Annotated in this window: 18 protein-coding genes; 11 read left to right on the top strand and 7 right to left on the bottom strand. The window is 62.9% G+C overall.

Going from position 1 to position 24,543, the window contains the following annotated elements:
* Nucleotides 1-115: 115 nt before the first annotated feature.
* Nucleotides 116-4,981 carry an NAD-glutamate dehydrogenase gene (locus MRBLPB4O_RS07890; RefSeq protein WP_341798017.1) on the top strand — a complete coding sequence of 1,622 codons (4,866 nt, stop codon included), beginning with the start codon at nt 116-118 and terminating at the stop codon, nt 4,979-4,981.
* 159 nt (nt 4,982-5,140) lie between these two features.
* On the opposite strand, the gene MRBLPB4O_RS07895 is transcribed toward MRBLPB4O_RS07890, so the two are convergent.
* Entirely contained in the window at nt 5,141-5,959 is an 819-nt protein-coding gene (locus MRBLPB4O_RS07895; RefSeq protein ID WP_012271263.1) for a pyruvate, water dikinase regulatory protein, read from the bottom strand.
* A 179-nt stretch (nt 5,960-6,138) separates the two neighbouring features.
* Here MRBLPB4O_RS07895 and ppsA point away from each other — a divergent pair, with 179 nt between their 5' ends.
* The 8 genes from ppsA to MRBLPB4O_RS07935 all read left to right on the top strand — a co-directional run bounded on the left by ppsA (nt 6,139) and on the right by MRBLPB4O_RS07935 (nt 14,198).
* A complete protein-coding gene (gene ppsA / locus MRBLPB4O_RS07900; protein ID WP_341798018.1) occupies nt 6,139-8,514 on the top strand; it encodes a phosphoenolpyruvate synthase in 2,376 nt (791 codons plus the stop codon).
* Nucleotides 8,515-8,616: 102 nt separating this feature from the next.
* On the top strand, nt 8,617-9,585 hold the full coding sequence (locus MRBLPB4O_RS07905) for an alpha/beta fold hydrolase (protein ID WP_341798019.1): 969 nt from the start codon (nt 8,617-8,619) through the stop codon (nt 9,583-9,585).
* A gap of 85 nt (nt 9,586-9,670) precedes the next feature.
* A complete protein-coding gene (rraA, locus tag MRBLPB4O_RS07910; RefSeq protein WP_021785500.1) occupies nt 9,671-10,162 on the top strand; it encodes a ribonuclease E activity regulator RraA in 492 nt (163 codons plus the stop codon).
* Nucleotides 10,163-10,189: 27 nt separating this feature from the next.
* The gene (locus MRBLPB4O_RS07915) at nt 10,190-11,185 is read left to right on the top strand and encodes a zinc transporter ZntB (RefSeq protein WP_016500793.1); all 996 of its coding nucleotides are present in this window, start codon (nt 10,190-10,192) and stop codon (nt 11,183-11,185) included.
* Between the two features lie 87 nt (nt 11,186-11,272).
* Entirely contained in the window at nt 11,273-11,545 is a 273-nt protein-coding gene (locus MRBLPB4O_RS07920; RefSeq protein WP_014591816.1) for a hypothetical protein, read from the top strand.
* Nucleotides 11,546-11,547: 2 nt separating this feature from the next.
* Nucleotides 11,548-12,372 carry a mechanosensitive ion channel domain-containing protein gene (locus MRBLPB4O_RS07925; RefSeq protein ID WP_016500792.1) on the top strand — a complete coding sequence of 275 codons (825 nt, stop codon included), beginning with the start codon at nt 11,548-11,550 and terminating at the stop codon, nt 12,370-12,372.
* A 113-nt stretch (nt 12,373-12,485) separates the two neighbouring features.
* The gene (gene sigX, locus MRBLPB4O_RS07930) at nt 12,486-13,052 is read left to right on the top strand and encodes an RNA polymerase sigma factor SigX (RefSeq protein ID WP_016500791.1); all 567 of its coding nucleotides are present in this window, start codon (nt 12,486-12,488) and stop codon (nt 13,050-13,052) included.
* A 111-nt stretch (nt 13,053-13,163) separates the two neighbouring features.
* Nucleotides 13,164-14,198: an OmpA family protein gene (locus MRBLPB4O_RS07935; protein ID WP_016500790.1), complete on the top strand. Its 1,035-nt coding sequence runs from the start codon at nt 13,164-13,166 to the stop codon at nt 14,196-14,198.
* A gap of 190 nt (nt 14,199-14,388) precedes the next feature.
* Here MRBLPB4O_RS07935 and cobA read toward each other — a convergent pair whose 3' ends face one another.
* The 5 genes from cobA to MRBLPB4O_RS07960 form a co-directional block, all read right to left on the bottom strand.
* Nucleotides 14,389-15,129: a uroporphyrinogen-III C-methyltransferase gene (gene cobA / locus MRBLPB4O_RS07940; RefSeq protein WP_341798020.1), complete on the bottom strand. Its 741-nt coding sequence runs from the start codon at nt 15,127-15,129 to the stop codon at nt 14,389-14,391.
* Nucleotides 15,130-15,157: 28 nt separating this feature from the next.
* Complete coding sequence (locus MRBLPB4O_RS07945) at nt 15,158-16,828, bottom strand: bifunctional protein-serine/threonine kinase/phosphatase (RefSeq protein WP_341798021.1); 1,671 nt, start codon at nt 16,826-16,828, stop codon at nt 15,158-15,160.
* A gap of 9 nt (nt 16,829-16,837) precedes the next feature.
* Nucleotides 16,838-18,049, bottom strand: coding sequence for a nitrate/nitrite transporter (locus MRBLPB4O_RS07950; protein WP_341798022.1), 1,212 nt, complete (start codon nt 18,047-18,049; stop codon nt 16,838-16,840).
* Between the two features lie 444 nt (nt 18,050-18,493).
* A complete protein-coding gene (locus MRBLPB4O_RS07955; RefSeq protein WP_016500786.1) occupies nt 18,494-19,069 on the bottom strand; it encodes an ANTAR domain-containing protein in 576 nt (191 codons plus the stop codon).
* 10 nt (nt 19,070-19,079) lie between these two features.
* Entirely contained in the window at nt 19,080-20,294 is a 1,215-nt protein-coding gene (locus tag MRBLPB4O_RS07960) for a CmpA/NrtA family ABC transporter substrate-binding protein (RefSeq protein WP_341798023.1), read from the bottom strand.
* A gap of 145 nt (nt 20,295-20,439) precedes the next feature.
* Here MRBLPB4O_RS07960 and MRBLPB4O_RS07965 point away from each other — a divergent pair, with 145 nt between their 5' ends.
* Nucleotides 20,440-21,465, top strand: coding sequence for a quinone-dependent dihydroorotate dehydrogenase (locus tag MRBLPB4O_RS07965; protein WP_016500784.1), 1,026 nt, complete (start codon nt 20,440-20,442; stop codon nt 21,463-21,465).
* A 96-nt stretch (nt 21,466-21,561) separates the two neighbouring features.
* Here MRBLPB4O_RS07965 and MRBLPB4O_RS07970 read toward each other — a convergent pair whose 3' ends face one another.
* Nucleotides 21,562-21,777: a ribosome modulation factor gene (locus MRBLPB4O_RS07970; RefSeq protein ID WP_003248687.1), complete on the bottom strand. Its 216-nt coding sequence runs from the start codon at nt 21,775-21,777 to the stop codon at nt 21,562-21,564.
* A gap of 561 nt (nt 21,778-22,338) precedes the next feature.
* On the opposite strand from MRBLPB4O_RS07970, the gene rlmKL reads away from it, so the two are divergent.
* Nucleotides 22,339-24,531 (top strand): bifunctional 23S rRNA (guanine(2069)-N(7))-methyltransferase RlmK/23S rRNA (guanine(2445)-N(2))-methyltransferase RlmL, encoded by a 2,193-nt coding sequence (gene rlmKL / locus MRBLPB4O_RS07975; protein ID WP_341798024.1) that lies wholly within the window; start codon nt 22,339-22,341, stop codon nt 24,529-24,531.
* Nucleotides 24,532-24,543 lie beyond the last annotated feature (12 nt).

The following is a 24,543-nucleotide window of genomic DNA, read 5'->3' on the forward strand; positions in this document are numbered from 1 at the left end:
CACGTTCAACGCCTGGTTTTACCGTCCGCCTTGCCACGGGTTGGCTATCGTTGATCCGTACACGGCGCACGCAGCGACGCTTCAACTATTACAAAGCCCAAGCGGAGTACCACAGATGGCGTTCTTCACCGCAGCCAGCAAAGCCGACTTCCAGCATCAACTGCAAGCGGCCCTGGCGCAGCACATCAGCGAACAGTCCCTGCCACAAGTGGCGCTGTTCGCCGAGCAGTTCTTCGGCATCATCTCTCTGGACGAACTCACCCAGCGCAGGCTTTCCGACCTGGCCGGCTGCACCCTGTCAGCCTGGCGCATCATCGAACGTTTCGACCCCGAATACCCGCAAGTACGCGTATACAACCCCGATTACGAACGCAATGGCTGGCAGTCGACCCATACCGTGGTCGAGGTGCTGCACCACGACCTGCCGTTTTTGGTCGACTCTGTGCGCACCGAGCTCAACCGCCGCGGCTACAGCATCCACACCCTGCAGACCACCGTGCTCAGCGTGCGCCGCGGCGCCAAGGGCGAGCTGCTGGAACTGCTGCCCAAGGGCACCCAGGGCGAAGGCGTGCGCCATGAGTCGCTGATGTACCTGGAGATCGACCGCTGCGCCAATGCCGCCGAGCTGACCGTGCTGACCCGCGAGATTGAGCAGGTGCTGGCCGAAGTACGTGTAGCCGTGGCCGACTTCGAACCGATGAAGGCCAAGCTGCGTGAAGTGGTGGCGCAGGTTGAACAGACCGCCTTTGGCCCAGCCCAGAACGAGAAGGGCGAGGTCAAAGCGTTCCTGGAGTGGTTGCTGGACAACCATTTCACCTTCCTGGGCTATGAAGAATTCACCGTCAAGGGCGACGCCGACGGCGGCCAGATGGTCTACGACGAGCAGTCGTTCCTCGGCCTGCCGCGCCGCCTGCGTGTGGGCCTGACGGCCGAAGAGCTGCGCATCGAAGACTACGCCGTGGCTTACCTCAACGAACCGCTGCTGCTGTCGTTTGCCAAGGCCGCGCTGCCCAGCCGCGTGCACCGCCCGGCCTACCCGGACTACGTGTCGATCCGCCAGCTGGACGCCGACGGCAAAGTCATCAAGGAACACCGCTTCATGGGCCTGTACACCTCGTCGGTGTATGGCGAAAGCGTGCATGCCATTCCGTATATCCGCGTGAAGGTGGCTGAAGTCGAGCGCCGCTCGGGCTTCGACGCCAAGGCCCACCTGGGCAAGGAACTGGCCCAGGTACTGGAAGTGCTGCCGCGCGACGACCTGTTCCAGACGCCAATCGACGAGCTGTTCACCACCGTCATGGCGATCGTGCAGATCCAGGAGCGCAACAAGATTCGCGTGTTCCTGCGCAAGGACCCGTACGGTCGCTTCTGCTACTGCCTGGCCTATGTGCCGCGGGAAATCTACTCCACCGAAGTACGGCAGAAGATTCAGCAAGTGCTGATGGAGCGCCTGAAGGCCAGCGACTGCGAGTTCTGGACCTTCTTCTCCGAATCGGTGCTGGCACGCGTGCAGCTGATTTTGCGGGTAGACCCGAAAAACCGCATCGACATCGACCCGCAGCAGCTGGAGCGTGAAGTCATCCAGGCCTGCCGCTCGTGGCATGACGACTATTCGACGCTGGTGGTCGAGAACTTCGGTGAAGCCCAGGGCACTAACATCCTGGCCGATTTCCCCAAGGGCTTCCCGGCCGGCTACCGTGAGCGCTTCGCCGCGCACTCGGCAGTGGTCGACCTGCAGCACGTGCTGAACCTGTCGGAAAGCAAGCCGCTGGCGATGAGCTTCTACCAGCCGCTGACCCAGGTTGGCGAGCGCATCCTGCACTGCAAGCTGTACCACGCCGATACGCCACTGGCGTTGTCTGATGTGCTGCCCATCCTGGAAAACCTCGGCCTGCGCGTGCTTGGCGAGTTCCCGTACCGCCTGCGCCATGCCAATGGCCGCGAGTACTGGATCCACGACTTCGCCTTCACCTACAGCGAAGGCCTGAGCCTGGATATCCAGCAGCTCAACGACACCCTGCAGGACGCCTTCATCCACATCGTGCGCGGCGATGCCGAGAACGACGCCTTCAACCGCCTGGTGCTCACTGCCGGCCTGCCATGGCGCGACGTGGCGCTGCTGCGCGCCTACGCCCGTTACCTGAAGCAGATCCGCCTGGGCTTCGACCTGGGCTACATCGCCAGCACCCTGAACAACCACACCGACATCGCCCGCGAGCTGACCCGGTTGTTCAAGACCCGCTTCTACCTGGCCCGCAAGCTCACCCAGGAAGACCTGGACGACAAGCAGCTGCGCCTGGAGCAAGCGATTTTGACTGCGCTGGACGACGTGCAGGTCCTCAACGAAGACCGCATCCTGCGCCGCTACCTGGACCTGATCAAGGCTACCCTGCGCACCAACTTCTACCAACCGGATGCCAACGGCCAGAACAAGTCGTACTTCAGCTTCAAGTTCAACCCCAAGCTGATCCCCGAACTGCCCAAGCCGGTGCCCAAGTTCGAAATCTTCGTCTATTCACCGCGCGTCGAGGGCGTGCACCTGCGCTTTGGCAACGTCGCCCGTGGCGGCCTGCGCTGGTCCGACCGCGAGGAAGACTTCCGTACCGAAGTGCTGGGCCTGGTAAAAGCCCAGCAGGTGAAAAACTCGGTCATCGTGCCGGTTGGCGCCAAGGGTGGCTTCCTGCCGCGCCGGCTGCCGCTGGGTGGCGGCCGCGACGAGATCGCTGCCGAGGGCGTGGCGTGCTATCGCATCTTCATTTCCGGCCTGCTCGACATCACCGACAACCTCAAGGACGGCGGCGTGGTGCCACCGGCCAACGTGGTGCGCCATGACGATGACGACCCGTACCTGGTGGTGGCGGCCGACAAAGGCACGGCAACCTTCTCCGACATCGCCAACGGCATCGCCATCGACTACGGCTTCTGGCTGGGCGACGCCTTTGCCTCGGGCGGTTCGGCCGGTTACGACCACAAGAAGATGGGCATTACCGCACGCGGCGCCTGGGTGGGCGTGCAGCGCCACTTCCGCGAGCGCGGCATCAACGTGCAGGAAGACCCGATCACCGTGATCGGTGTGGGCGACATGGCCGGCGACGTATTCGGCAACGGCTTGCTAATGTCCGACAAGCTGCAATTGGTGGCGGCCTTCAACCACCTGCACATCTTCATTGACCCGAACCCGGAGCCTGCGTCCAGCTTTGCCGAGCGCAAGCGCCTGTTCGACCTGCCGCGCTCGGCCTGGAGCGACTACGACACCAGCATCATGTCCGAAGGCGGCGGGATCTTCCCGCGCAGTGCCAAAAGCATCGCCATCAGCCCGCAGATGAAAGAGCGTTTCGCCATCGAAGCCGACCGCCTGACCCCGACCGAGCTGCTCAACGCGCTGCTCAAGGCACCGGTCGACCTGCTGTGGAACGGCGGCATTGGTACCTACGTGAAGGCCAGCACCGAAAGCCACGCCGACGTCGGCGACAAGGCCAACGATGCGCTGCGGGTCAACGGCAACGAACTGCGCTGCAAAGTGGTGGGTGAGGGCGGCAACCTGGGCATGACCCAGCTTGGCCGGGTCGAGTTCGGCCTGAACGGCGGCGCCACCAACACCGACTTCATCGACAACGCCGGCGGCGTGGACTGCTCCGACCACGAGGTCAACATCAAGATCCTGCTCAACGAAGTGGTGCAGGGTGGCGACATGACCGAGAAGCAGCGCAACCAGCTGCTCGGCAGCATGACCGACGAAGTGGCCGGCCTGGTGCTGGGCAACAACTACAAGCAGACCCAGGCGCTGTCGCTGGCCGCCCGCCGTGCCCGTGAGCGGATTGCCGAGTACAAGCGCCTGATGGCCGACCTGGAAGCCCGTGGCAAGCTGGACCGCGCCATCGAGTTCCTGCCGTCCGAGGAGCAACTGGCCGAACGCCTGGCTGCTGGCCATGGGCTGACCCGCGCCGAGCTGTCGGTGCTGATTTCGTACAGCAAGATCGACCTCAAGGAACAGCTGCTGAAGTCGCTGGTGCCGGACGACGACTACCTGACCCGCGACATGGAAACCGCCTTCCCGCCGTCGCTGGTGAGCAAGTTTGCCGACTCCATGCGCCGCCACCGGCTGAAGCGCGAAATTGTCAGCACCCAGATTGCCAACGACCTGGTCAACAACATGGGCATCACCTTCGTCCAGCGCCTGAAGGAGTCGACTGGCATGAGCCCGGCCAACGTGGCCGGGGCCTATGTGATCGTGCGCGACATCTTCCATCTGCCGCACTGGTTCCGCCAGATCGAGGCACTGGACTACCAGGTGCCGGCAGAAATCCAGCTCACCCTGATGGACGAACTGATGCGCCTGGGCCGCCGTGCCACGCGCTGGTTCCTGCGCAGCCGCCGCAACGAGCAGGACGCCGGGCGTGATACCGCGCACTTCGGGCCGAAGATCGCGCAACTCGGGCTCAAGCTCGATGAGCTGCTCGAAGGCCCGACCCGCGAACGCTGGATGGTGCGCTACCAGGGCTTTGTCGAGGCCGGTGTGCCAGAACTGCTGGCGCGCATGGTGGCGGGTACCAGCCACCTGTACACCCTGCTGCCGATCATCGAAGCGGCCGACGTCACCGGTCACGACCCGGCCCAGGTGGCCAAGGCGTTCTTCGCCGTGGGCAGCTCGCTGGACCTGACCTGGTACCTGCAGGAAATCAGCAACTTGCCGGTGGAGAACAACTGGCAGGCGCTGGCCCGCGAAGCCTTCCGCGACGACATCGACCTGCAGCAGCGGGCGATCACCATTTCGGTGCTGCAGATGGCCGATGCGCCGGATGACATGGACGCTCGCGTGGCACTGTGGGCCGAGCAGCATCGGGTGATGGTGGAGCGCTGGCGTGCCATGCTGGACGACCTGCGCAATGCCACCGGCACCGACTATGCGATGTACGCGGTGGCCAACCGTGAGCTGGTCGACCTGGCCATGAGCGGGCAGGCGACGGTGGTGCCCTCCTGAGCTTGAGCTGAAATGAAAAACCCGGCAGAGATGCCGGGTTTTTTTATCCCTGTGCGGGCCTCTTCGCGGGCATGCCCGCTCCCACAGGTATCACACAAGGTTCGAGATTGGCACGGGACCTGTGGGAGCGGGCGAGCCCGCGAAAGGGCCGGTTCAGGCTTACTTGAACCTGCGCTCGACCCCTTTTTCCACCAGGATCTTCGCCGAAATCTCTTCCACCGAAAAATGCGTGGAATTGATGTTGGGTATGTTCTCCCGGCGGAACAGGCTCTCTACCTCACGCACTTCAAACTCGCACTGGGCAAAGCTGGAATAGCGGCTGTTGGGCTTGCGTTCATGGCGGATGGCGGTGAGGCGGTCTGGGTCGATGGTCAGGCCGAACAGCTTGTTGTGGTGTTTTTTCAACACCGCCGGCAGTTGCAGGCGCTCCATGTCGTCTTCGGTCAACGGGTAGTTGGCGGCGCGGATGCCGAACTGCATGGCCATGTACAGGCAGGTGGGGGTCTTGCCGCAGCGTGACACACCCACCAGAATCAGGTCGGCCTTGTCGTAGTAGTGGGTGCGCGCACCGTCGTCGTTGTCCAGGGCGAAATTCACCGCCTCGATGCGTTCCATGTAGTTGGAATTGCCGCCGATCGAGTGCGATTTGCCCACGGAATACGACGAATGGGCGGTCAATTCCTGCTCTAGCGGGGATAAAAACGAAGAAAAGATGTCGATCATGAAGCCGTTCGACGTCGCCAGGATCTCCCGGATGTCCTGGTTGACGATCGTGTCGAAGATGATCGGGCGTACCCCGTCACGTTCGGCCGCAGCGTTGATTTGCTGGACCATGGTCCGCGCTTTGTCTGGCGAATCGATGTACGGACGGGTGAATTTGTTGAACGGAATGCTCTCGAATTGCGCGAGCAAACTCTGGCCCAGGGTTTCGGCAGTGATACCGGTGCCGTCGGAGATGAAGAACGCGGTTCGTTTCATTTGCGATCTAGGCCTTAAGCTGATGACGTTTCTTGGATATGATAAGTTCGGTTTGCCGAATGCGGCTGTCGGCATTCTCACTTATTTTCCAGGTACAGGCCACAAACGCCCGGCCAAGTCACCGAAGACAGGCGGGCGCCTTTTTGAGCTTTTCCAACACAGTTAGTGGAGAGATCACCTTGGTAGAGTACGTAGTTTCCCTCGATAAGCTCGGCGTCCATGATGTAGAGCATGTGGGGGGCAAGAACGCATCCCTGGGCGAGATGATCAGCAACCTTGCCGGTGCTGGTGTATCGGTGCCGGGCGGCTTTGCCACTACGGCGCAGGCGTACCGCGATTTTCTCGAACAGAGTGGTCTGAACGACAAGATTCACGCCGCGCTCGACGCGCTGGATGTGGATGACATCAATGCCCTGACCAAAACCGGCGCACAAATCCGCCAGTGGGTCATGGAAGCCGAGTTCCCTGCGCGTCTGGATTCGGAAATCCGAACCGCCTTCGCCGAAATGGCCGCTGGCAACGACAACATGGCCGTTGCCGTGCGTTCCTCGGCCACCGCCGAAGACTTGCCGGACGCCTCGTTCGCCGGCCAGCAGGAAACCTTCCTCAACATCCGTGGCGTCGACAACGTGATCCGCGCGGCCAAGGAAGTGTTCGCCTCGCTGTTCAACGACCGCGCCATCGCCTACCGCGTGCACCAGGGCTTCGACCACAAGCTGGTGGCCTTGTCGGCCGGCGTGCAGCGCATGGTCCGCTCCGAAACCGGCACTGCAGGCGTGATGTTCACCCTCGACACCGAGTCGGGCTTCCGCGACGTGGTGTTCATCACCGGCGCCTACGGCCTGGGCGAAACCGTGGTGCAGGGTGCGGTCAACCCTGACGAATTCTACGTGCACAAGCAAACCTTGCAGGCCGGCCGCCCGGCCATCCTGCGTCGCAACCTGGGCAGCAAGGCCATCAAGATGGTCTATGGCGAAGAAGCCAAGGCCGGCCGTTCGGTCAAGACTGTCGAAGTCGACCGTGCCGAGCGTGCGCGCTTCTGCCTGAGCGACAACGAAGTCAATGAACTGGCCAAGCAGGCCATGATCATCGAGCAGCACTACCAGCGTCCGATGGACATCGAGTGGGCCAAAGACGGTGACGACGGCAAGCTGTACATCGTGCAGGCACGCCCGGAAACGGTGAAGAGCCGTTCCAGCGCCAACGTCATGGAACGCTACCTGCTGAAAGAAAAAGGCACCGTACTGGTCGAAGGCCGCGCCATCGGCCAGCGCATCGGCGCCGGCAAGGTGCGCGTGATCAACGACGTATCGGAAATGGACAAGGTCCAGCCGGGCGACGTACTGGTCTCCGACATGACCGACCCGGACTGGGAACCGGTGATGAAGCGCGCCAGTGCCATCGTTACCAACCGCGGCGGCCGTACCTGCCACGCGGCGATCATCGCGCGTGAGCTGGGTATTCCGGCCGTGGTCGGTTGCGGCAACGCCACCCAGCTGCTGAAAGACGGCCAGGGTGTGACCGTGTCCTGCGCCGAAGGCGACACCGGTTTCATCTTCGAAGGCGAGCTGGGCTTCGACATCAAGCAGAACTCGGTTGATGCCATGCCGGAGCTGCCATTCAAGATCATGATGAACGTCGGCAACCCCGACCGTGCGTTCGACTTTGCCCAGCTGCCCAACGCCGGTGTCGGCCTGGCGCGCCTGGAATTCATCATCAACCGCATGATCGGTGTGCACCCCAAGGCGCTGCTCAACTACGCAGGCCTGCCGCCGGAGCTCAAAGACAGCGTCGACAAGCGTATTGCCGGCTACAGCGACCCGGTCGGCTTCTATGTCGAGAAGCTGGTAGAAGGCATCAGCACCCTGGCTGCGGCCTTCTACCCGAAAAAGGTCATCGTGCGCCTGTCGGACTTCAAGTCCAACGAGTACGCCAACCTGATCGGCGGCAAACTGTACGAGCCGGAAGAAGAAAACCCCATGCTGGGCTTCCGCGGTGCTTCGCGTTACATCAGCGAGTCGTTCCGTGACTGCTTCGAGCTCGAGTGCCGTGCACTGAAACGTGTACGCAACGAGATGGGCCTGACCAACGTCGAGATCATGGTACCGTTCGTGCGTACCCTGGGCGAAGCCAGCCAGGTCGTCGACCTGCTCGCCGAAAACGGCTTGTCCCGTGGCGACAACGGCCTGCGCGTGATCATGATGTGCGAACTGCCGTCCAACGCCATTCTGGCTGAGGAGTTCCTTGAGTACTTCGATGGCTTCTCGATCGGCTCCAACGACCTGACCCAGCTGACCCTGGGCCTGGACCGTGACTCGGGCATCATCGCCCACCTGTTCGACGAGCGTAACCCTGCAGTGAAGAAGCTGCTGGCCAACGCCATTGCCGCGTGCAACAAGGCGGGCAAGTACATCGGCATCTGCGGTCAGGGCCCATCGGACCACCCGGACCTGGCCAAGTGGCTGATGGAGCAGGGCATCGAAAGCGTGTCGCTGAACCCGGACTCGGTACTCGAGACCTGGTTCTTCCTGGCCGAGGGCCAGGGCGCAGCCTGACGAGGTAAAACGCGGGGGGACGTCTGGCGTACCCCCGCCTGGTTTTTTCCAGGGCGTGTTCCAGTAATGGTTCCCGCCCTTTTTTGTGCACCAAGCAACCTTATGCAAAGCAGCAGCATTCTATTCCCCGTGGCCCTGCTCAGTGCCGAGCGCCGCGGCGACCTCAGCGAAGACGTGTACCGGATCAAGGCCGGCAATGGCCCTGACCCTAGCGTCGAGCTTGCCCTTACCCGTCTGGGGCTGGCGGATCAGGGCCAGCCTCTGGGTGTGCCGGTCATTCTTCTGCACGGCAGCTTTTCCAATCGGCGTTTCTGGTACTCGCCCAAAGGGATTGGCCTGGGTGCGTATCTCGCCCGTGCCGGTTTCGATGTGTGGATCCCGGAAATGCGCGGCCACGGCCTGTCGCCACGTAACCACACCTGGCAGCACAACAACGTAGCCGCCTATGCCCGTGATGACCTGCCGCTGATTGCAGCGTTCGTGCGCGAGCAGTCGGGCCAGGCGCCACACTGGATTGGCCATTCCCTGGGCGGCACTACCCTGGCGGCAGCCTTGGGTGGTGGCTTTCTTGCTGCCGGGGAGGTGGCCAGCGTCGCGCTGTTCGGCACCCAGATCAGTCGCGTCTACTGGCCGCTGAAAGTGCCACCGCTGGCCTGGGGCGCGAAGCTGCTGCTCAAGCGCTGGGGGCAGATTTCCGGGCCACGTTTCAAGCGTGGACCAGAGGACGAGCCCATCGGCCTGGCGCTGGAGAGCATGCGCTGGCACGGCCTGTTCGGGCGCTTTGGCGACAAGCAGAGCGACTGGTGGGCGGGGCTGGCAGAGGTGGATGTGCCGCTGCTGGCGGTGGCCGGCGCGGGGGACTTCCAGGACCCGGTGTGGGCCTGCCGCAAGCTGTTCGAGCAGCTGGGGGGGGAGCGCAAGCAGTTCCTGCGGCTGGGGCGTGAAGAAGGCTTCGATGCCTTCGGCCATGTCGACATGCTGGTGAGCAAGGCTGCGCAGGTGCAGGTGTGGCCGCTGGTGGAGCGCTGGTTGCGCAACCCGCTGTTGCCGGTACAGGATGAATACAAATGACTGCCCGGTCCCGGATGACTACGGCAGCCTCCAAGGTGTAGCCTTGGCCGATACCCGCTTTCGTTGTGACTGACAGGAGCCTCCCATGCAGCATTACGTAACGCCCGACCTGTGTGACGCCTACCCGGACCTGGTACAAGTGCTGGAACCGATGTTCAGCAATTTCGGCGGCCGCGACTCGTTCGGTGGCCAGATCGTCACCATCAAGTGCTTCGAGGACAACTCGCTGGTCAAGGAGCAGGTAGAGCTCGACGGCAAGGGCAAGGTGCTGGTGGTCGATGGCGGTGGCTCGCTGCGCCGGGCGCTGCTCGGCGACATGCTCGCCGAAAAGGCCGCCAAAAACGGTTGGGAAGGCCTGGTGATCTACGGCTGCGTGCGTGACGTGGATGTATTGATCCAGACCGACGTCGGCGTACAGGCCCTGGCCAGCCACCCGATGAAAACCGACAAGCGCGGCATCGGCGACCTCAACGTGGCGGTGACCTTCGCCGGTGTGACCTTCCGCCCGGGCGAGTACGTGTATGCCGACAACAATGGCGTGCTGGTCTCGCCAAGCCCGCTGAAAATGCCGGAGTGATGCGCCGCACGCGCTGATGGAGCTTTGATGTTCGAGGAAGACAACGCGCAGTGGGGGCTGGTGCATGCCCTGGTGCTCGATGGTAAAGGCGGCGCGCGCTCGATTGCCCGTACTGAACTGGACGACCTGCAGCTGCAACCGGAGCAGAGCCTGTGGCTGCACTGGGACCGCAGCCATCCCCAAACCCGCACCTGGCTACTGCATGACAGCGGCCTGAGCGAGTTCGCCTGCGAGCTGCTGCTGGAAGAAAACACCCGGCCGCGCCTGCTGCCCATGGCTGACGAACAGCTGTTGCTGTTTTTGCGTGGGGTCAACCTCAACCCGGGCGCAGAGCCCGAAGACATGGTATCGGTGCGCATCTTCGCCCAGGCGCAGCGGGTCATCTCACTGCGCTTGCGGCCATTGCGCGCCAGTGACGAGATGCTTCAGTTGCTGGAGCAGGGCAGGGGGCCGAAGTCGGCTTCCGAGCTGTTGCTGCTGATGGGCGAACTGCTGACTGAAAAGGTCCAGGGCCTCGTCAGCGACCTGTCCGAACTGGTCGACCTGGAAGAAGAAAAGGTCGAATCCGACGAACGGTACACTCCGGAGAACGGCAGCCTGCAGCAGATCCGCCGGCGTGCAGCGGGCCTGAGGCGTTTCCTGGCCCCGCAGCGGGAGATCTACGCCCAGCTGTCACGCAGCAAATGGAGCTGGTTTGCCGATGCTGATGCCGATTACTGGAACGAGCTGAACAACAGCCTGATCCGCTACCTCGAAGAGCTGGAACTGACCCGCGAGCGTGCCGCGCTGGTGCTGGAAAGCGAAGACCGCCGGCGCAGCGAGCGCATGAACCGCACCATGTACCGCTTTGGCATCATCACCTGCATCTTCTTGCCCATGAGTTTCGTTACCGGGCTGCTTGGCATCAATGTCGGCGGTATCCCGGGGGCAGAAAACCCCTATGGCTTCCTGTTCGCCTGCATCGTCGTGCTTGGGCTGGCGGTGGGGCAGTGGTGGATGTTCCGGCGGTTGCGATGGGTCTAGGTGTTCATCTTGAAACATTCGTCCCAATCGGATGTGTGACCCATTGCCCGGCCATCTCGTCTCTTGCTGACACTGCGCGAGGTGCCCATGCACGATCCGTTTGAAGAATCCCTGCGTGACCTGCTCAAGGCGTCACCCTCCGGCAATGACCGCGATGACCGGGATGACGCTGCCTGCCTGGGTCGCGTGCTGAAAACCGCCAACCGCCAGGTTGGCGCGGGCGATCTGTTCAGCCTGCTTGGCCGCTGGAGCCAGGCGCTGCTGATTGCCGTCAATAATGGCTCGGCGCATGTCGCGCCGGTGCGTCGACACTCTTCCCGCAACGCTGCCACCGGCAGCAAAGCAGATAAGGCCGATTGAATATGGAACTCGATCTCTGGACCCAGAGCCTGGTCGCCGCGATGACTGCACTTTGGACCAAGGTAGCGAACTTCATCCCCAACCTGTTCGGCGCGCTGGTCGTGGTGCTGCTCGGTTTCGTGGTGGCCAAGTTGCTCGACACGCTGTTGTCCAAACTGCTGGCCAAGCTTGGCCTGGACCGCCTGATGGCCGGCACCGGCCTCACCAAGATGCTCGGCCGGGTCGGCATCCAGGTGCCGATCTCGACCTTGATCGGCAAGATTGTCTACTGGTTCGTGCTGCTCATCTTCCTCGTCTCGGCCGCTGAGTCGCTAGGCCTGGAGCGGGTTTCCGCGACCCTCGACATGCTCGCCCTGTACCTGCCAAAAGTGTTCGGCGCCGCCTTGGTGTTGCTGGCCGGCGTGCTGCTGGCGCAGGTGGCCAACGGGCTGGTGCGCGGCGCCGCCGAAGGCATCGGCCTGGAATATTCGGCAGGCCTTGGGCGTATTACCCAGGGTCTGGTGATCATCATCAGCATCTCGGTTGCCATCAGCCAGCTGGAGGTGAAAACCGACCTGCTGAACCACGTGATCGTCATCGGGCTGATTACCGTTGGTCTGGCGGTAGCCCTGGCCATGGGCCTTGGCAGCCGCGAAATTGCCGGGCAGATTCTGGCCGGCATTTACGTGCGTGAGCTCTACCAGGTCGGCCAGCAGGTGCGAATTGGAGAGGTCGAAGGGCATATCGAGGAAATCGGCACGGTCAAGACAACGCTGCTGACCGATGATGGCGAACTGGTGTCGCTGGCCAATCGCGAGCTGCTTGAGCAGCGCGTCAATAGCCGCTAACCGCACAAAAGCTGTTAATGTATGCCGCCGCGAAATTCGACCCACGGGGTCGCGCGGCGACATTGACCTGACTGTCGGCCAGATCCGTTTTGAATAAAGTTCATTCGCCGCCCATGCGTTATGACCCCCGCGAGCTCACCGATGAAGAGTTGGTGGCGCGTTCGCATGAGGAGCTGTACCACGTTACCCGCGCCTATGAGGAGCTCATGCGGCGCTACCAGCGGACCCTGTTCAACGTCTGTGCGCGTTATCTGGGGAACGACCGTGACGCGGACGATGTCTGTCAGGAAGTGATGCTCAAGGTGCTGTACGGGCTGAAGAACTTCGAGGGTAAATCCAAGTTCAAGACGTGGCTGTACAGCATCACCTACAACGAGTGCATCACCCAGTACCGCAAGGAGCGCCGTAAACGCCGGCTGATGGATGCCTTGAGTCTGGACCCTATCGAAGAGGCGTCCGAAGACAAGGCCCCGAAGCCGGAAGAAAAAGGCGGGCTGGACAAGTGGCTGGTGCATGTGAACCCGATTGACCGGGAAATTCTGGTGCTGCGTTTTGTCGCAGAGCTGGAATTCCAGGAAATTGCCGACATCATGCACATGGGCCTGAGCGCAACGAAAATGCGCTACAAGCGTGCGCTAGACAAGCTTCGTGAGAAATTTGCCGGCCTTGATGAAACTTAGTGGCGTGCAAATATCTCTAACGAATCGGCGAGTTCTGCTAGACTTGCCGTCGAGTTGTCCCCCTTGTTTGTGGTGGGACTGCTTAACTATCACCAGATGGGGATTTAACGGATGAAATTGAAAAACACCTTGGGCTTGGCCATTGGTTCGCTCGTAGCCGCCACCTCGATTGGCGCTATGGCACAAGGCACAGGCGCTGTGGAAGTCGAAGGCTTCTACAAGAAAGAATTCTTCGACAGCCAGCGTGACTTCAAGAACGACGGCAACCTGTTCGGCGGCTCGATCGGTTACTTCCTGACCGACGACGTTGAACTGCGCCTGGGTTACGACGAAGTTCACAACGCTCGTGGCGAAGACGGCAAGAACATCAAGGGCTCGAACACCGCCCTGGACGCCGTTTACCACTTCAACAACCCGTATGACGCCATCCGTCCGTACGTTTCCGCTGGTTTCTCGCACCAGTCGCTGGGCCAGACCGGCCGTGGCGGTCGTGACCACTCCACCTTCGCCAACGTTGGCGCTGGCGCCAAGTGGTACATCACCGACATGTTCTACGCCCGTGCCGGCGTAGAAGCTCAGTACAACATCGACCAGGGCGACACCGAGTGGGCCCCAAGCGTTGGTGTTGGTCTGAACTTCGGCGGTAGCCCGAAGCAAGCCGAAGCCGCTCCAGCTCCAGTTGCTGAAGTTTGCTCCGACTCCGACAACGACGGCGTTTGCGACAACGTCGACAAGTGCCCAGACACCCCGGCCAACGTTACCGTTGACGCCGACGGCTGCCCGGCTGTTGCCGAAGTCGTTCGTGTTGAGCTGGACGTGAAGTTCGACTTCGACAAGTCGGTCGTCAAGCCTAACAGCTACGGCGACATCAAGAACCTGGCTGACTTCATGAAGCAGTACCCACAAACCACCACCGTGGTTGAAGGTCACACTGACTCCGTGGGTCCAGACGCTTACAACCAGAAGCTGTCCGAGCGTCGTGCCAACGCTGTCAAGCAAGTCCTGACCCAGCAGTACGGCGTAGAATCTACCCGTGTTGACTCGGTAGGCTACGGCGAAACCCGTCCGGTTGCTGACAACGCCACCGAAGAAGGCCGTGCTGTCAACCGTCGCGTTGAAGCTCAGGTAGAAGCTCAGTCCAAGTAATTGGCCTGATGTTTCATGAAAAACCCGGCCTCGGCCGGGTTTTTCTTTCCCTGGGTTTTAACCGGCCTCACAGCCTGCACAGCACCTGTAGGAGCAGCCTTGTGCTGCGAAAAGGCCGGTAAGGGCAAAGGTATTCTGTTGCTGTAATGGCCTCTTCGCAGCACAAGGCTGCTCCTACAGTGACGGGTATTCAGCCCGCGATGGAAACCAGCTCCAGCTTCTGCTGTTCCCCGACCACTTCCCCAATCACCAGAATCGCCGGGCTACGCAAGCCAAACCTTCGCGCATCTTCAGCCATGCCCAGCACATCGCTCCTGCACTCACGCTGCTGCGGCATCGAGGCATTTTCGATCATCGCCACCGGCATGCCCGGTGCCATGCCCCCCGCCAGCAAGCCCTGGCGTACCTGCTCCAGCCGCGCCACCCCCATGTAAACCACCAGCGTCGTCCCGCCCTGTGCCAGAGCCGTCCAGTTCAGCTCGCTGTCGTCCTGGGTGTGCGCCGTCACCAGTGTCACCCCGCGGCTGACACCGCGTGAAGTCAGCGAAATGCCGCATTGCGTGGCGCCTGCCAGGCCCGCCGTGATGCCGTTGACCAGCTCCACCTCGATGCCATGCCCCTGCAGCCATAGCGCCTCCTCACCTCCGCGACCAAAAATACACGGGTCGCCACCCTTGAGCCGTACCACGCAACGCCCTTGTCGAGCATGGCGCAACATCAGGCGCTGGATGAACGCCTGTGGTGTGGAGCGGCAGCCGCCGCGCTTGCCCACTGCGATCACCCGGGCCTGGGGGGAATGTTCCAGTACTGCCGGGTTGACCAGGTCGTCGATCATCACCACGGCGGCTTGCTGCAGGGCACGTACCGCCTTGAGGGTGAGCAGTTCAGGGTCGCCAGGGCCGGCACCCACCAGCCAGACTTTTGCATTCATCGGGGTACTCCTCATCGGCAGGGTGCGCTCAGCCTTTTAGCAGGCTGAGCAGCAAAATCAGGTTGAACAGCAGGGACAGCAGGGCCAGCGTGCGCCACACTTTCAGTGGCTCGCGCTCCAGCAATGGCCTTGGCCGGCTGGGCAGCTCCTGGCGGTCGCCGCGTTCAAGCAGCAGCAACCAGTGTTCGGCCGTTTCGAAGCGTTGCGCCGGGTCGGCGGCCACCGCCTGTTGCAGGTTGTGCTGCAGCCATTCCGGCAGGTCGGGGCGGTAGCGAGCGGCGTTGACTGGCTGGCCGAAACGCGGGCGCTGGAAGGCTTCCACCTCGCCATACGGGTAGTGCGCGGTCAGCAGGTGGTACAGCGTCACGCCCACGGCATACAGGTCTTGGCGTGGGCTGGGCGGTTGGCCGTCGAACGCTTCCGGGGCGAGGTAGGAGGGTGTGCCGGGCACGTCGTGCAGCGGGTCTTCGGACAGGCCTGGGCAGTAGGCCAGGCCGAAGTCCAGCAGGCGCAGCTGGCCATCGCTGCCCAGGTGCAGGTTGTCTGGCTTGATATCGCGGTGCAGCAGGTTGCGCCGGTGCAGCACGCCGACCGCCTGCAGCAGTTGCCGGGCCATTTCCAGCCACTGTGGCAAGGGCAGCGGGCCATGTTCGGCCAGCAGCGTTGCAAGGGTCTGGCCGGGATATTCGCGCATCACGTAGTACAGGTGTTGCCGCTGGCTGGCTGCATGCAGCTCGGGGAAATGTCGGCCAGCGACCCGGCGCAGGAACCATTCTTCCAGCAACAGCCCTTGCGCCGCCTTCGGCTCCTGCTCGCGTGCGCCAGGCAGGGTCTTGAGCAGCCAGGTTTGACCTTGGCCGTCGCGCACCCGGTACAGCAGCGACTGGCGGCTGTGCGACAGCAGCTGTTCGGTAAGCCAGCCATCGATCACCTGGCCTTCGCGCAGGGGGCCGGGTAACGGCCATTGCTGCAGCTGTGCCAGGGTGTCACCGAGGTTGGCCGTGCCCAGTTGCTCGACCTTCACCAGCAAGGCGCTGGCGTTGTCCTGGCTGCCATTGAGGTGCGCGCTGGCAACCAGCGTGTCGACGGCCAGTTGCAGGTCGGGCTGTTCACGCAGTACCGCCTGGATGTGCTGGTCGCCCAGGCTGGCCCAGACTCCGTCGCTGAGTAGCAAAAAGCACTCACCCGGCTGCAGCTCGCCCTCGAGGTAATCCACCAGCAGATGTTGGTCCAGGCCCAGCGCGCGTTTCAGCACATGCTGCATGCCCGGCTGGTCCCACACATGGTCTTCGCTCAGGCACTGCAGGTGCCCGGCGTGCCAGCGGTACACACGACAGTCGCCGACATGGGCCAGGGTGAATCGTCGGCCCCGCAGTACCAGTGCGCTGAGGGTGGTCAACAATGGCTGGCCGCTGCCTTGAGCGCGCAGCCAGCGGTTCTGTGCCAGCAGCAGGCGATCGAGTGCCTGGGCCACGCTCCAGGTGGCGGGGGTGGCGTAGTAGTCCAAGGCCAGCGCCTGCAAGCTGGCGCGTGCTGCCAGGCCACCATCGGCGCATTGGCTGACGCCGTCGGCAAGGGCGAACAGGTAGCCCTTGCTGGCGGCCAGCTCTGGTGCCGGTGTCACCAGGCGCAGGGCGTCCTGGTTTTCCGCGCGCGGCCCGGTGGCGCTGGCCTGGGCAAAGCTCAGTTGCAGGCTCATCGGCGTGCCTCAGACCCGCGCTGCAGTGACTGCAGCCGAGCCCCAGGTGGTGCGCCAGCGCTGTTTCACGCCATGCAGGCCGAACCACGCCAGCAGGCCCAGGCTGGCGAACAGCCACAGCCCCAGCTGGTAATCGCCGGTGTGCTGCTTGATGGTGCCGAGCCCTGCCGCCAGCAGGAAGCCGCCGATACCGCCGGCCATGCCGATCAGCCCGGTCATTACGCCGATTTCCTGGCGGAAGCGTTGCGGTACCAGCTGGAATACCGCGCCGTTACCAGCGCCCAAGCCAAGCATGGCGCTGATGAACAGCGCCAGTGCGGCAGCCGCAGAAGGCAGGTTGAACCCGACTGCGGCAATGCAGATGGCTGCAACGCTGTACATACCCAGCAGGGTGCGGATGCCGCCGAAGCGGTCGGCCAGGGCGCCGCCGAGTGGGCGCATCAGGCTGCCGGCGAACACGCAGGCAGCGGTGTAGTAGCCGGCAGTGACCGGGCTCAGCCCGTACTGGTCGCTGAAATAGCCGGGCAGGGCGCTGGCCAGGCCAATGAAGCCGCCGAAGGTGACACTGTAGAAGAACATGAACCACCAGCTGTCACGGTCGCCGAGGGCCTTGAGGTAGTCCGCCATTGCTTTGGGCTTGGGGCGCTCTGGGGCGTTGCGTGCCAGCAGGGCGAACACCACCAGCACCAGCGTCAACGGAATCAGCGCAAAGCCGAACACATTGTTCCAGCCAAAGCCGGCGGCCAGCGCCGGCGCCAGCAGGGCGGCGAACACCGTGCCGGAATTGCCGGCGCCAGCAATGCCCATGGCCTTGCCCTGGTGTTGTGGCGGGTACCACTGCGACGCCAGCGGCAGCGACACGGCGAACGAAGCGCCGGCAAAGCCGAGGAACAAGCCCAGCAGCAGCACCTGTTCATAGCTGTGTACGCCGAAGTGCCAGGCCGCCGCCAGCGCGACGATGACCACCACCTGGCCGATCAGCCCTGCGGTCTTGGGTGACAGGCGGTCGACCAGCACGCCCATGGCAAAGCGCAGGATCGCCCCGGAGAGGATCGGCATGGCTACCATCAGGCCCCGTTGTTGTGCACTGAGTTGCAAGTCACCGGCAATCTGCACCGCCATCGGGCCCAGGAGGTACCAGACCATGAAGCTCAGGTCGAAATACAGGAACGCAGCGAACAGCGTGGGCACATGCCCGGATTTCCAGAAGCTGGTACTCATCGAACACCTCACTCGGCAATGCAACAGAACGAAAAAGACGCCGCTACCCACTCCAGGAAGCTGGAGGGGAGAGCGACGTCTTTGTCGGGATTTAAGTGGGGCAACCGCCGTTGGCTACCGGTGCTGTTTGCTCAGCAAGAGATGGGCCAACTTATGGGAGCGGCCGGCATGACATTTTCTGCGCCTGTGAGATCGAGCGCCGCCCGCGCGGCGCTTCGCAGCACAAGGCTGCTCCTACATTTGTTTCGGGCCAATAATTCCTGAGGCAGAGGCGCGCGGCCCCTTGGCGCCTGTCTCAATATCGAGTCGGACAGACAAGGCGGTCGCGCGCAAATGCCACAGGCTTGACTGGCCCGAAACAAATGTAGGAGCAGCCTTGTGCTGCGAAGCGCCGCCCGCGCGGCGCTCGATCTGACAGGCGCCAGAAATCTCATGCCTGGCACCTCAGCCGAGCATTTCGTGCATGGCAATGATCTGCTCTGCCACCTGAATCAGCTTCTGCTGCCGGCTCATGGCCTGTCGGCGCATCAGGGTGTAGGCCTGTTCTTCGTTGCAGTCTTTCATTTTCATCAGTAAACCTTTGGCCTGTTCGATGCGTTTGCGTTCGGCCAGTTGCTGGTCGCGTGCCACCAACTGCGCCTTCAGTGCCTGGTCGCTTTCGAAGCGGGCCATGGCCACATCCAGAATCGGCTGCAACCGGGCGGCATGGATGCCTTCTACGATATAGGCACTGACGCCCGCCTGGATCGCCTGGCGCATCACCCCGGGGTCGTGCTCGTCAGTGAACAGCACGATGGGGCGCGGCTGGTCACGGCTGACCAGCACCACCTGTTCCATCACATCACGGTCAGGTGAGTCGGTGTCGATCAGCACCACATCCGGGCGCACCGTTTCGACGCAGGCGGGCAGGTCGATGGTCAAGCCTGGGGCTTCGGTGACCTCGAAGCCCGCCTCGATCAACGCCGCCTTGAGGCGGCCGAGTTTGTGCTGGGTGTCGTCAATCAGCAGGATGCGCAACATGTTGGTCCCCTCACGCGCCGACACGGGCATCGGGCAATTCGCCCAGTGCATGCAAGCTGAAACTGCGGGCGTAGCCGTAGGGGTCGCTGCCGTCCCAGCAGCTGCCGTCAATCAGCATGCTGCTGCGCATCGGCAGCGAAGGGCAGGCCACGCCAAGGCTTTGCGCGGCCTCGCTGTACAGGGCCAGCTGCTGTACCTGGCGGGCCACATCGAGGTAGTCGGGGTCTTCGCGCAGCAGGCCCCAGCGGCGGAACTGGGTCATGAACCACATGCCGTCGGACAGGTACGGCAGGTTGGCCCGGCCGTGGTCGAACAGGCGCAGGGCATGCGGGTCTTGCCAGTGGTTGCCCAGGCCGTCCTGGTAGTTGCCGAGCAGGCGTGGCTCGATACTCTCCAGCGGCGTATCCAGATAGGCACTGCCGCTAAGCAGTTGCGCGGTGCTGCGGCGGTTTTCCGGGCTTTGCTCGATGAACCGGCTGGCGGCGAGGATTGCCTTGATCAAGGCGCGGGCGCTGTTGGGGTATTGCTCGGCAAAGGCGCGGGCACAGGCCAGGACTTTTTCCGGGTGGTCCGGCCAGATCGACTGGCTGGTGGCGAGGGTGAAGCCTTGGGCCTTGGCAACCGCATCGGCGGCCCAGGGCTCGCCCACGCAAAAGCCGTCGATGCGCCCGGCCTGGATATGTGCGGCCATTTGTGCCGGCGGCACCACCACGCTGTCGACGTCGCGCAGTGGGTGGATGCCCTGGCTGGCCAGCCAGTAATACAGCCACATGGCGTGGGTGCCGGTGGGGAAGGTCTGGGCGAAGGTAAGGCGCGCGCCATGCTGGTGCACCAATCGCGCCAGTGCTTCAGGGTTGGTCACGCCTTTGCGCTGGAGGGCCGGGGACAGGTTGATGGCCTGGGCGTTCTGGTTCAGCCCCATGAGCACCGCCATATCACTGGCCAGTACGCCACCAATGCCAAGATGCACGGCGTAGACCAGGCCATACAGGCAGTGCGCGGCGTCCAGTTCGCCGTTGACCAACTTGTCGCGCAGCCCCGCCCAAGAGCCCTGGCGCTTGAGGTTGAGGGTAAGGCCGTGTTGCTGGGCGAAGCCCTGAGTGGCCGCGACCACCACCGAGGCGCAGTCGGTCAGGGCCATGTAGCCGATGTTCAGGCTGGGCTTCTCGGGCGCATCGCTGCCGTTGACCCAGGCCAGGGGCGTTGCTCGGGGTGCAGTGTTCACAAGGTTCCTCGCCTGTACTGATTAGGCTGTGGGCCAAACCGGTGCAACCGATGTGCCAGGGCTGCAGTGGCCCCATGATTTACTGTCCTGTCAGCGCCACGGTGGCTATAATCGCCCCCTCACTCACCCCGAGTCTTGCCCGCCCATGTATACCCTGGCCCGCCAGCTGCTGTTCAAGCTTTCTCCGGAAACTTCCCACGACCTGTCCCTGGACCTGATCGGTGCCGGTGGCCGCCTTGGCCTCAACGGCATGCTGTGCAAGCAGCCGGCGGCCTTGCCGGTTTCGGTCATGGGCTTGAACTTCGCCAACCCGGTGGGCCTGGCTGCCGGCCTGGACAAGAACGGCGCGGCCATCGACGGTTTTGCCCAGCTGGGCTTCGGCTTTGTCGAGATCGGCACCGTCACCCCGCGCCCGCAGCCGGGCAACCCCAAGCCACGGCTGTTCCGGCTGCCGGAGGCCACGGCCATCATCAACCGCATGGGCTTCAACAACCTGGGTGTCGATAACCTGCTCGACCGGGTACGAGCCTCGCGCTACAGCGGTGTGCTGGGCATCAACATCGGCAAGAACTTCGACACCCCGGTCGAGCGTGCCGTCGATGACTACCTGATCTGCCTGGACAAGGTGTACACCGCCGCCAGCTACATCACCGTCAACGTCAGTTCGCCGAACACCCCGGGCCTGCGCAGCCTGCAGTTTGGTGATTCGCTGAAGCAGCTGCTCGATGCACTGGCCGTGCGCCGTGAGCAACTGGCCGCTACCCATGGCAAGCGCGTGCCGCTGGCCATCAAGATTGCCCCGGACATGAGCGACGAAGAAACCGCATTGGTGGCAGCCGCGCTGATGGAATCGGGTATGGATGCGGTAATTGCCACCAACACCACGCTGGGTCGTGAAGGTGTCGAGGGGTTGCCGTACGGTGGCGAGGCGGGCGGCCTGTCGGGCGCGCCGGTTCTGGAAAAGAGCACCCACATCGTCAAGGTGCTGGCAGGCGAGCTGGGCGGCAAGCTGCCGATCATCGCTGCCGGTGGCATTACCGAAGGCCGCCACGCTGCCGAGAAAATCGCCGCCGGGGCGAGCCTGGTGCAGATCTACTCGGGCTTCATTTATAAAGGCCCGGCACTGATCCGCGAGGCGGTGGACGCTATCGCGGCAATGCCGCGGGTTTGATCGACAGGCAAAAAAAGGGCCCCTTCAAGGGGCCCCTGGGCCTTCGCCCGCCGCCCGGATGGGGCGTGCATGGTAAATCGAATTCAGTGTCCTCGATCAGCCAACGGCGTGATTTTCGTTGAGTCTATGGATGCCAGCGGTGCCAGTCATTCCGTCCCAGTTATCACCGCGACCTTCGCGCCAGCCGTTGATCCAGGCTTGGCGAACAGAAGGAAGATTGAAGGGGCAAAGTTCGCGGGATTTGCCGGTGACCCCGTATTGGTAGCCACGTGAATATGCTCTTTCCAACGGATCACGCTTAAGTCTTCTCATAGGGTGTTGCCCTCACTTGTTGACTGTAATGTCCCGTCGGCCTCTCTGAGGCCGGGCAGAGTCTTTCTGCCGGTTTGCGCTCGCTGCCGGCGTGGCGAGCTGAAAGTGCCGCCTCGTTGCGAAGCGGCCTGAGACCAGTTCTAACGAATGCGAGTCACGGTGTGAATGATCGATTTGTCATAAGCACGTAACCTTTCATAGGGTCAGGGGATAAGTAAATAAATGCGACTTAACCTTATTTGAGGTTTAGCCCGCTATGATCAGGGTTTGCTGATCATTGACGTCATTTCGCCAGCGTTGCTCGCGGGTGACAGAAATAATTTGAAATGCGACGAAGGGTCACACAGGCCCCTCTATCGCCAGAATTTTTTGTACTGCCTGATGATCTAAGCTGTCTTTGCCACTTGGCCGAGCGCAGATCGGTCAGGCGGCCCGGCCCTTCGCGGCACGCTTATGTGCCAGAAAAGGCCACCCGCACGCCTGCTGGAAAGGCATGCGGGCAAACATCGCGTGGCGATGCGTCGCCTCGTCAGTCAAATAGCCCAAGGCTCTGGAATACTCATGTCGGACCGTTTCGAACTCTACCTCACCTGCCCCAAAGGCCTCGAAAGCCTGCTTGCCGAAGAGGCCAAGGGCCTTGGCCTTGACGAGGTGCGTGAGCACACCTCGGCCATTCGCGGCGCCGCCGACATGGAAACCGCCTACCGCCTGTGCGTATGGTCGCGCCTGGCCAACCGGGTGCTGCTGGTGCTCAAGCGCTTCTCCATGAAGAACGCCGACGACCTTTATGACGGCGTCAACGCGGTTGACTGGGCCGACCACCTGGCAGCCGACGGCACCCTCGCGGTGGAGTTCAGCGGCCATGGCTCGGGCATCGACAACACCCACTTCGGTGCGCTGAAGGTCAAGGATGCGATCGTCGACAAGCTGCGCAACCGCGAAGGCCTGCGCCCGTCGGTGGAAAAGATCGACCCTGACGTGCGTGTGCACCTGCGCCTGGACCGTGGCGAGGCCATTCTTTCCCTCGACCTGTCCGGCCACAGCCTGCACCAGCGCGGCTATCGCCTGCAGCAAGGTGCTGCGCCGCTGAAGGAAAACCTGGCGGCAGCAGTGCTGATCCGCTCGGGCTGGCCGCGCATTGCCGCCGAAGGTGGCGCACTGGCCGACCCGATGTGTGGTGTGGGTACCTTCCTGGTCGAAGCGGCGATGATCGCTGCCGATATCGCGCCCAACCTCAAGCGTGAACGTTGGGGTTTCAGTGCCTGGCTCGGCCACGTGCCGGCGCTGTGGCGCAAGGTACACGATGAGGCGCAGGCCCGGGCGCAGGCCGGCCTGGCCAAGCCACCGCTGTGGATCCGCGGTTACGAAGCCGACCCGCGGCTGATCCAGCCGGGCCGCAACAACGTCGAGCGCGCCGGCCTGGGCGACTGGGTGAAAATCTATCAGGGCGAGGTCAGTACCTTCGAGCCACGCCCGGACCAGAACCAGAAAGGCCTGGTCATCAGCAACCCGCCTTATGGCGAGCGCCTGGGTGACGAAGCCAGCCTGCTGTACCTCTACCAGAACCTGGGCGAGCGCCTGCGCCAGGCCTGCATGGGCTGGGAGGCGGCGGTGTTCACAGGCGCGCCGCAGCTGGGCAAGCGCATGGGTATTCGCAGCCACAAGCAGTACGCGTTCTGGAACGGCGCCTTGCCGTGCAAGCTGTTGCTGTTCAAGGTGCAGCCCGACCAGTTCGTGACCGGTGAGCGCCGCGAAGCGCAGGCTGACAACGCCGAAATCCGTGAGCAAGCGCCGGTAGCCAGTGAGCCGGCGCGCCTATCGGAAGGGGCGCAGATGTTTGCCAACCGCCTGCAGAAGAACCTCAAGCAACTGGGCAAATGGGCCCGCCGCGAGCAGGTTGACTGCTATCGCCTGTACGATGCCGACATGCCCGAGTACGCCCTGGCGGTCGACCTGTACCACGACTGGGTGCATGTGCAGGAGTACGCCGCGCCACGTTCGATCGACCCGGAGAAGGCTCAATCGCGCCTGCTCGATGCCCTGGCAGCCATCCCCCAGGCACTGGGTATTTCGCCGCAGCGTGTAGTACTCAAGCGCCGCGAGCGGCAGAGTGGTACGCGCCAGTACGAGCGCCAGGCCACCGAGGGCCGTTTCCAGGAGGTGAACGAAGGTGGCGTCAAGCTGCTGGTCAACCTCACCGACTACCTCGACACCGGGCTGTTCCTTGACCACCGCCCGATGCGCATGCGTATCCAGCGCGAGGCTGCCGGCAAGCGCTTCCTCAACCTGTTCTGCTACACCGCCACGGCTTCGGTGCATGCGGCCAAGGGCGGCGCACGCAGCACCACCAGCGTCGATTTGTCGAAAACCTACCTCGACTGGGCGCGGCGCAATCTGGCGCTCAATGGCTTTTCCGAGCGCAACCGCCTGGAGCAGGGTGATGTGATGGCATGGCTGGAAGCTAACCGCGACAGCTACGACCTGATCTTCATCGACCCGCCAACATTCTCCAACTCCAAGCGCATGGAAGGCGTCTTCGATGTGCAGCGTGACCACGTACAGCTGCTGGACCTGGCCATGGCTCGCCTGGCGCCGGATGGCGTGTTGTATTTCTCCAACAACTTCCGCAAGTTCCAGTTCGACGAGCACCTGATGGCGCGCTATGCCGTGGAAGAAATCACCGCCCAGACGCTGGACCCGGACTTTGCCCGAAACAACCGGATCCACCGCGCCTGGCGCCTGCAATTGCGTTGAGCCGACGAGGTA

The organism is Pseudomonas sp. LPB4.O (assembly GCF_038383825.1).
GTDB lineage: Bacteria > Pseudomonadota > Gammaproteobacteria > Pseudomonadales > Pseudomonadaceae > Aquipseudomonas > Aquipseudomonas putida.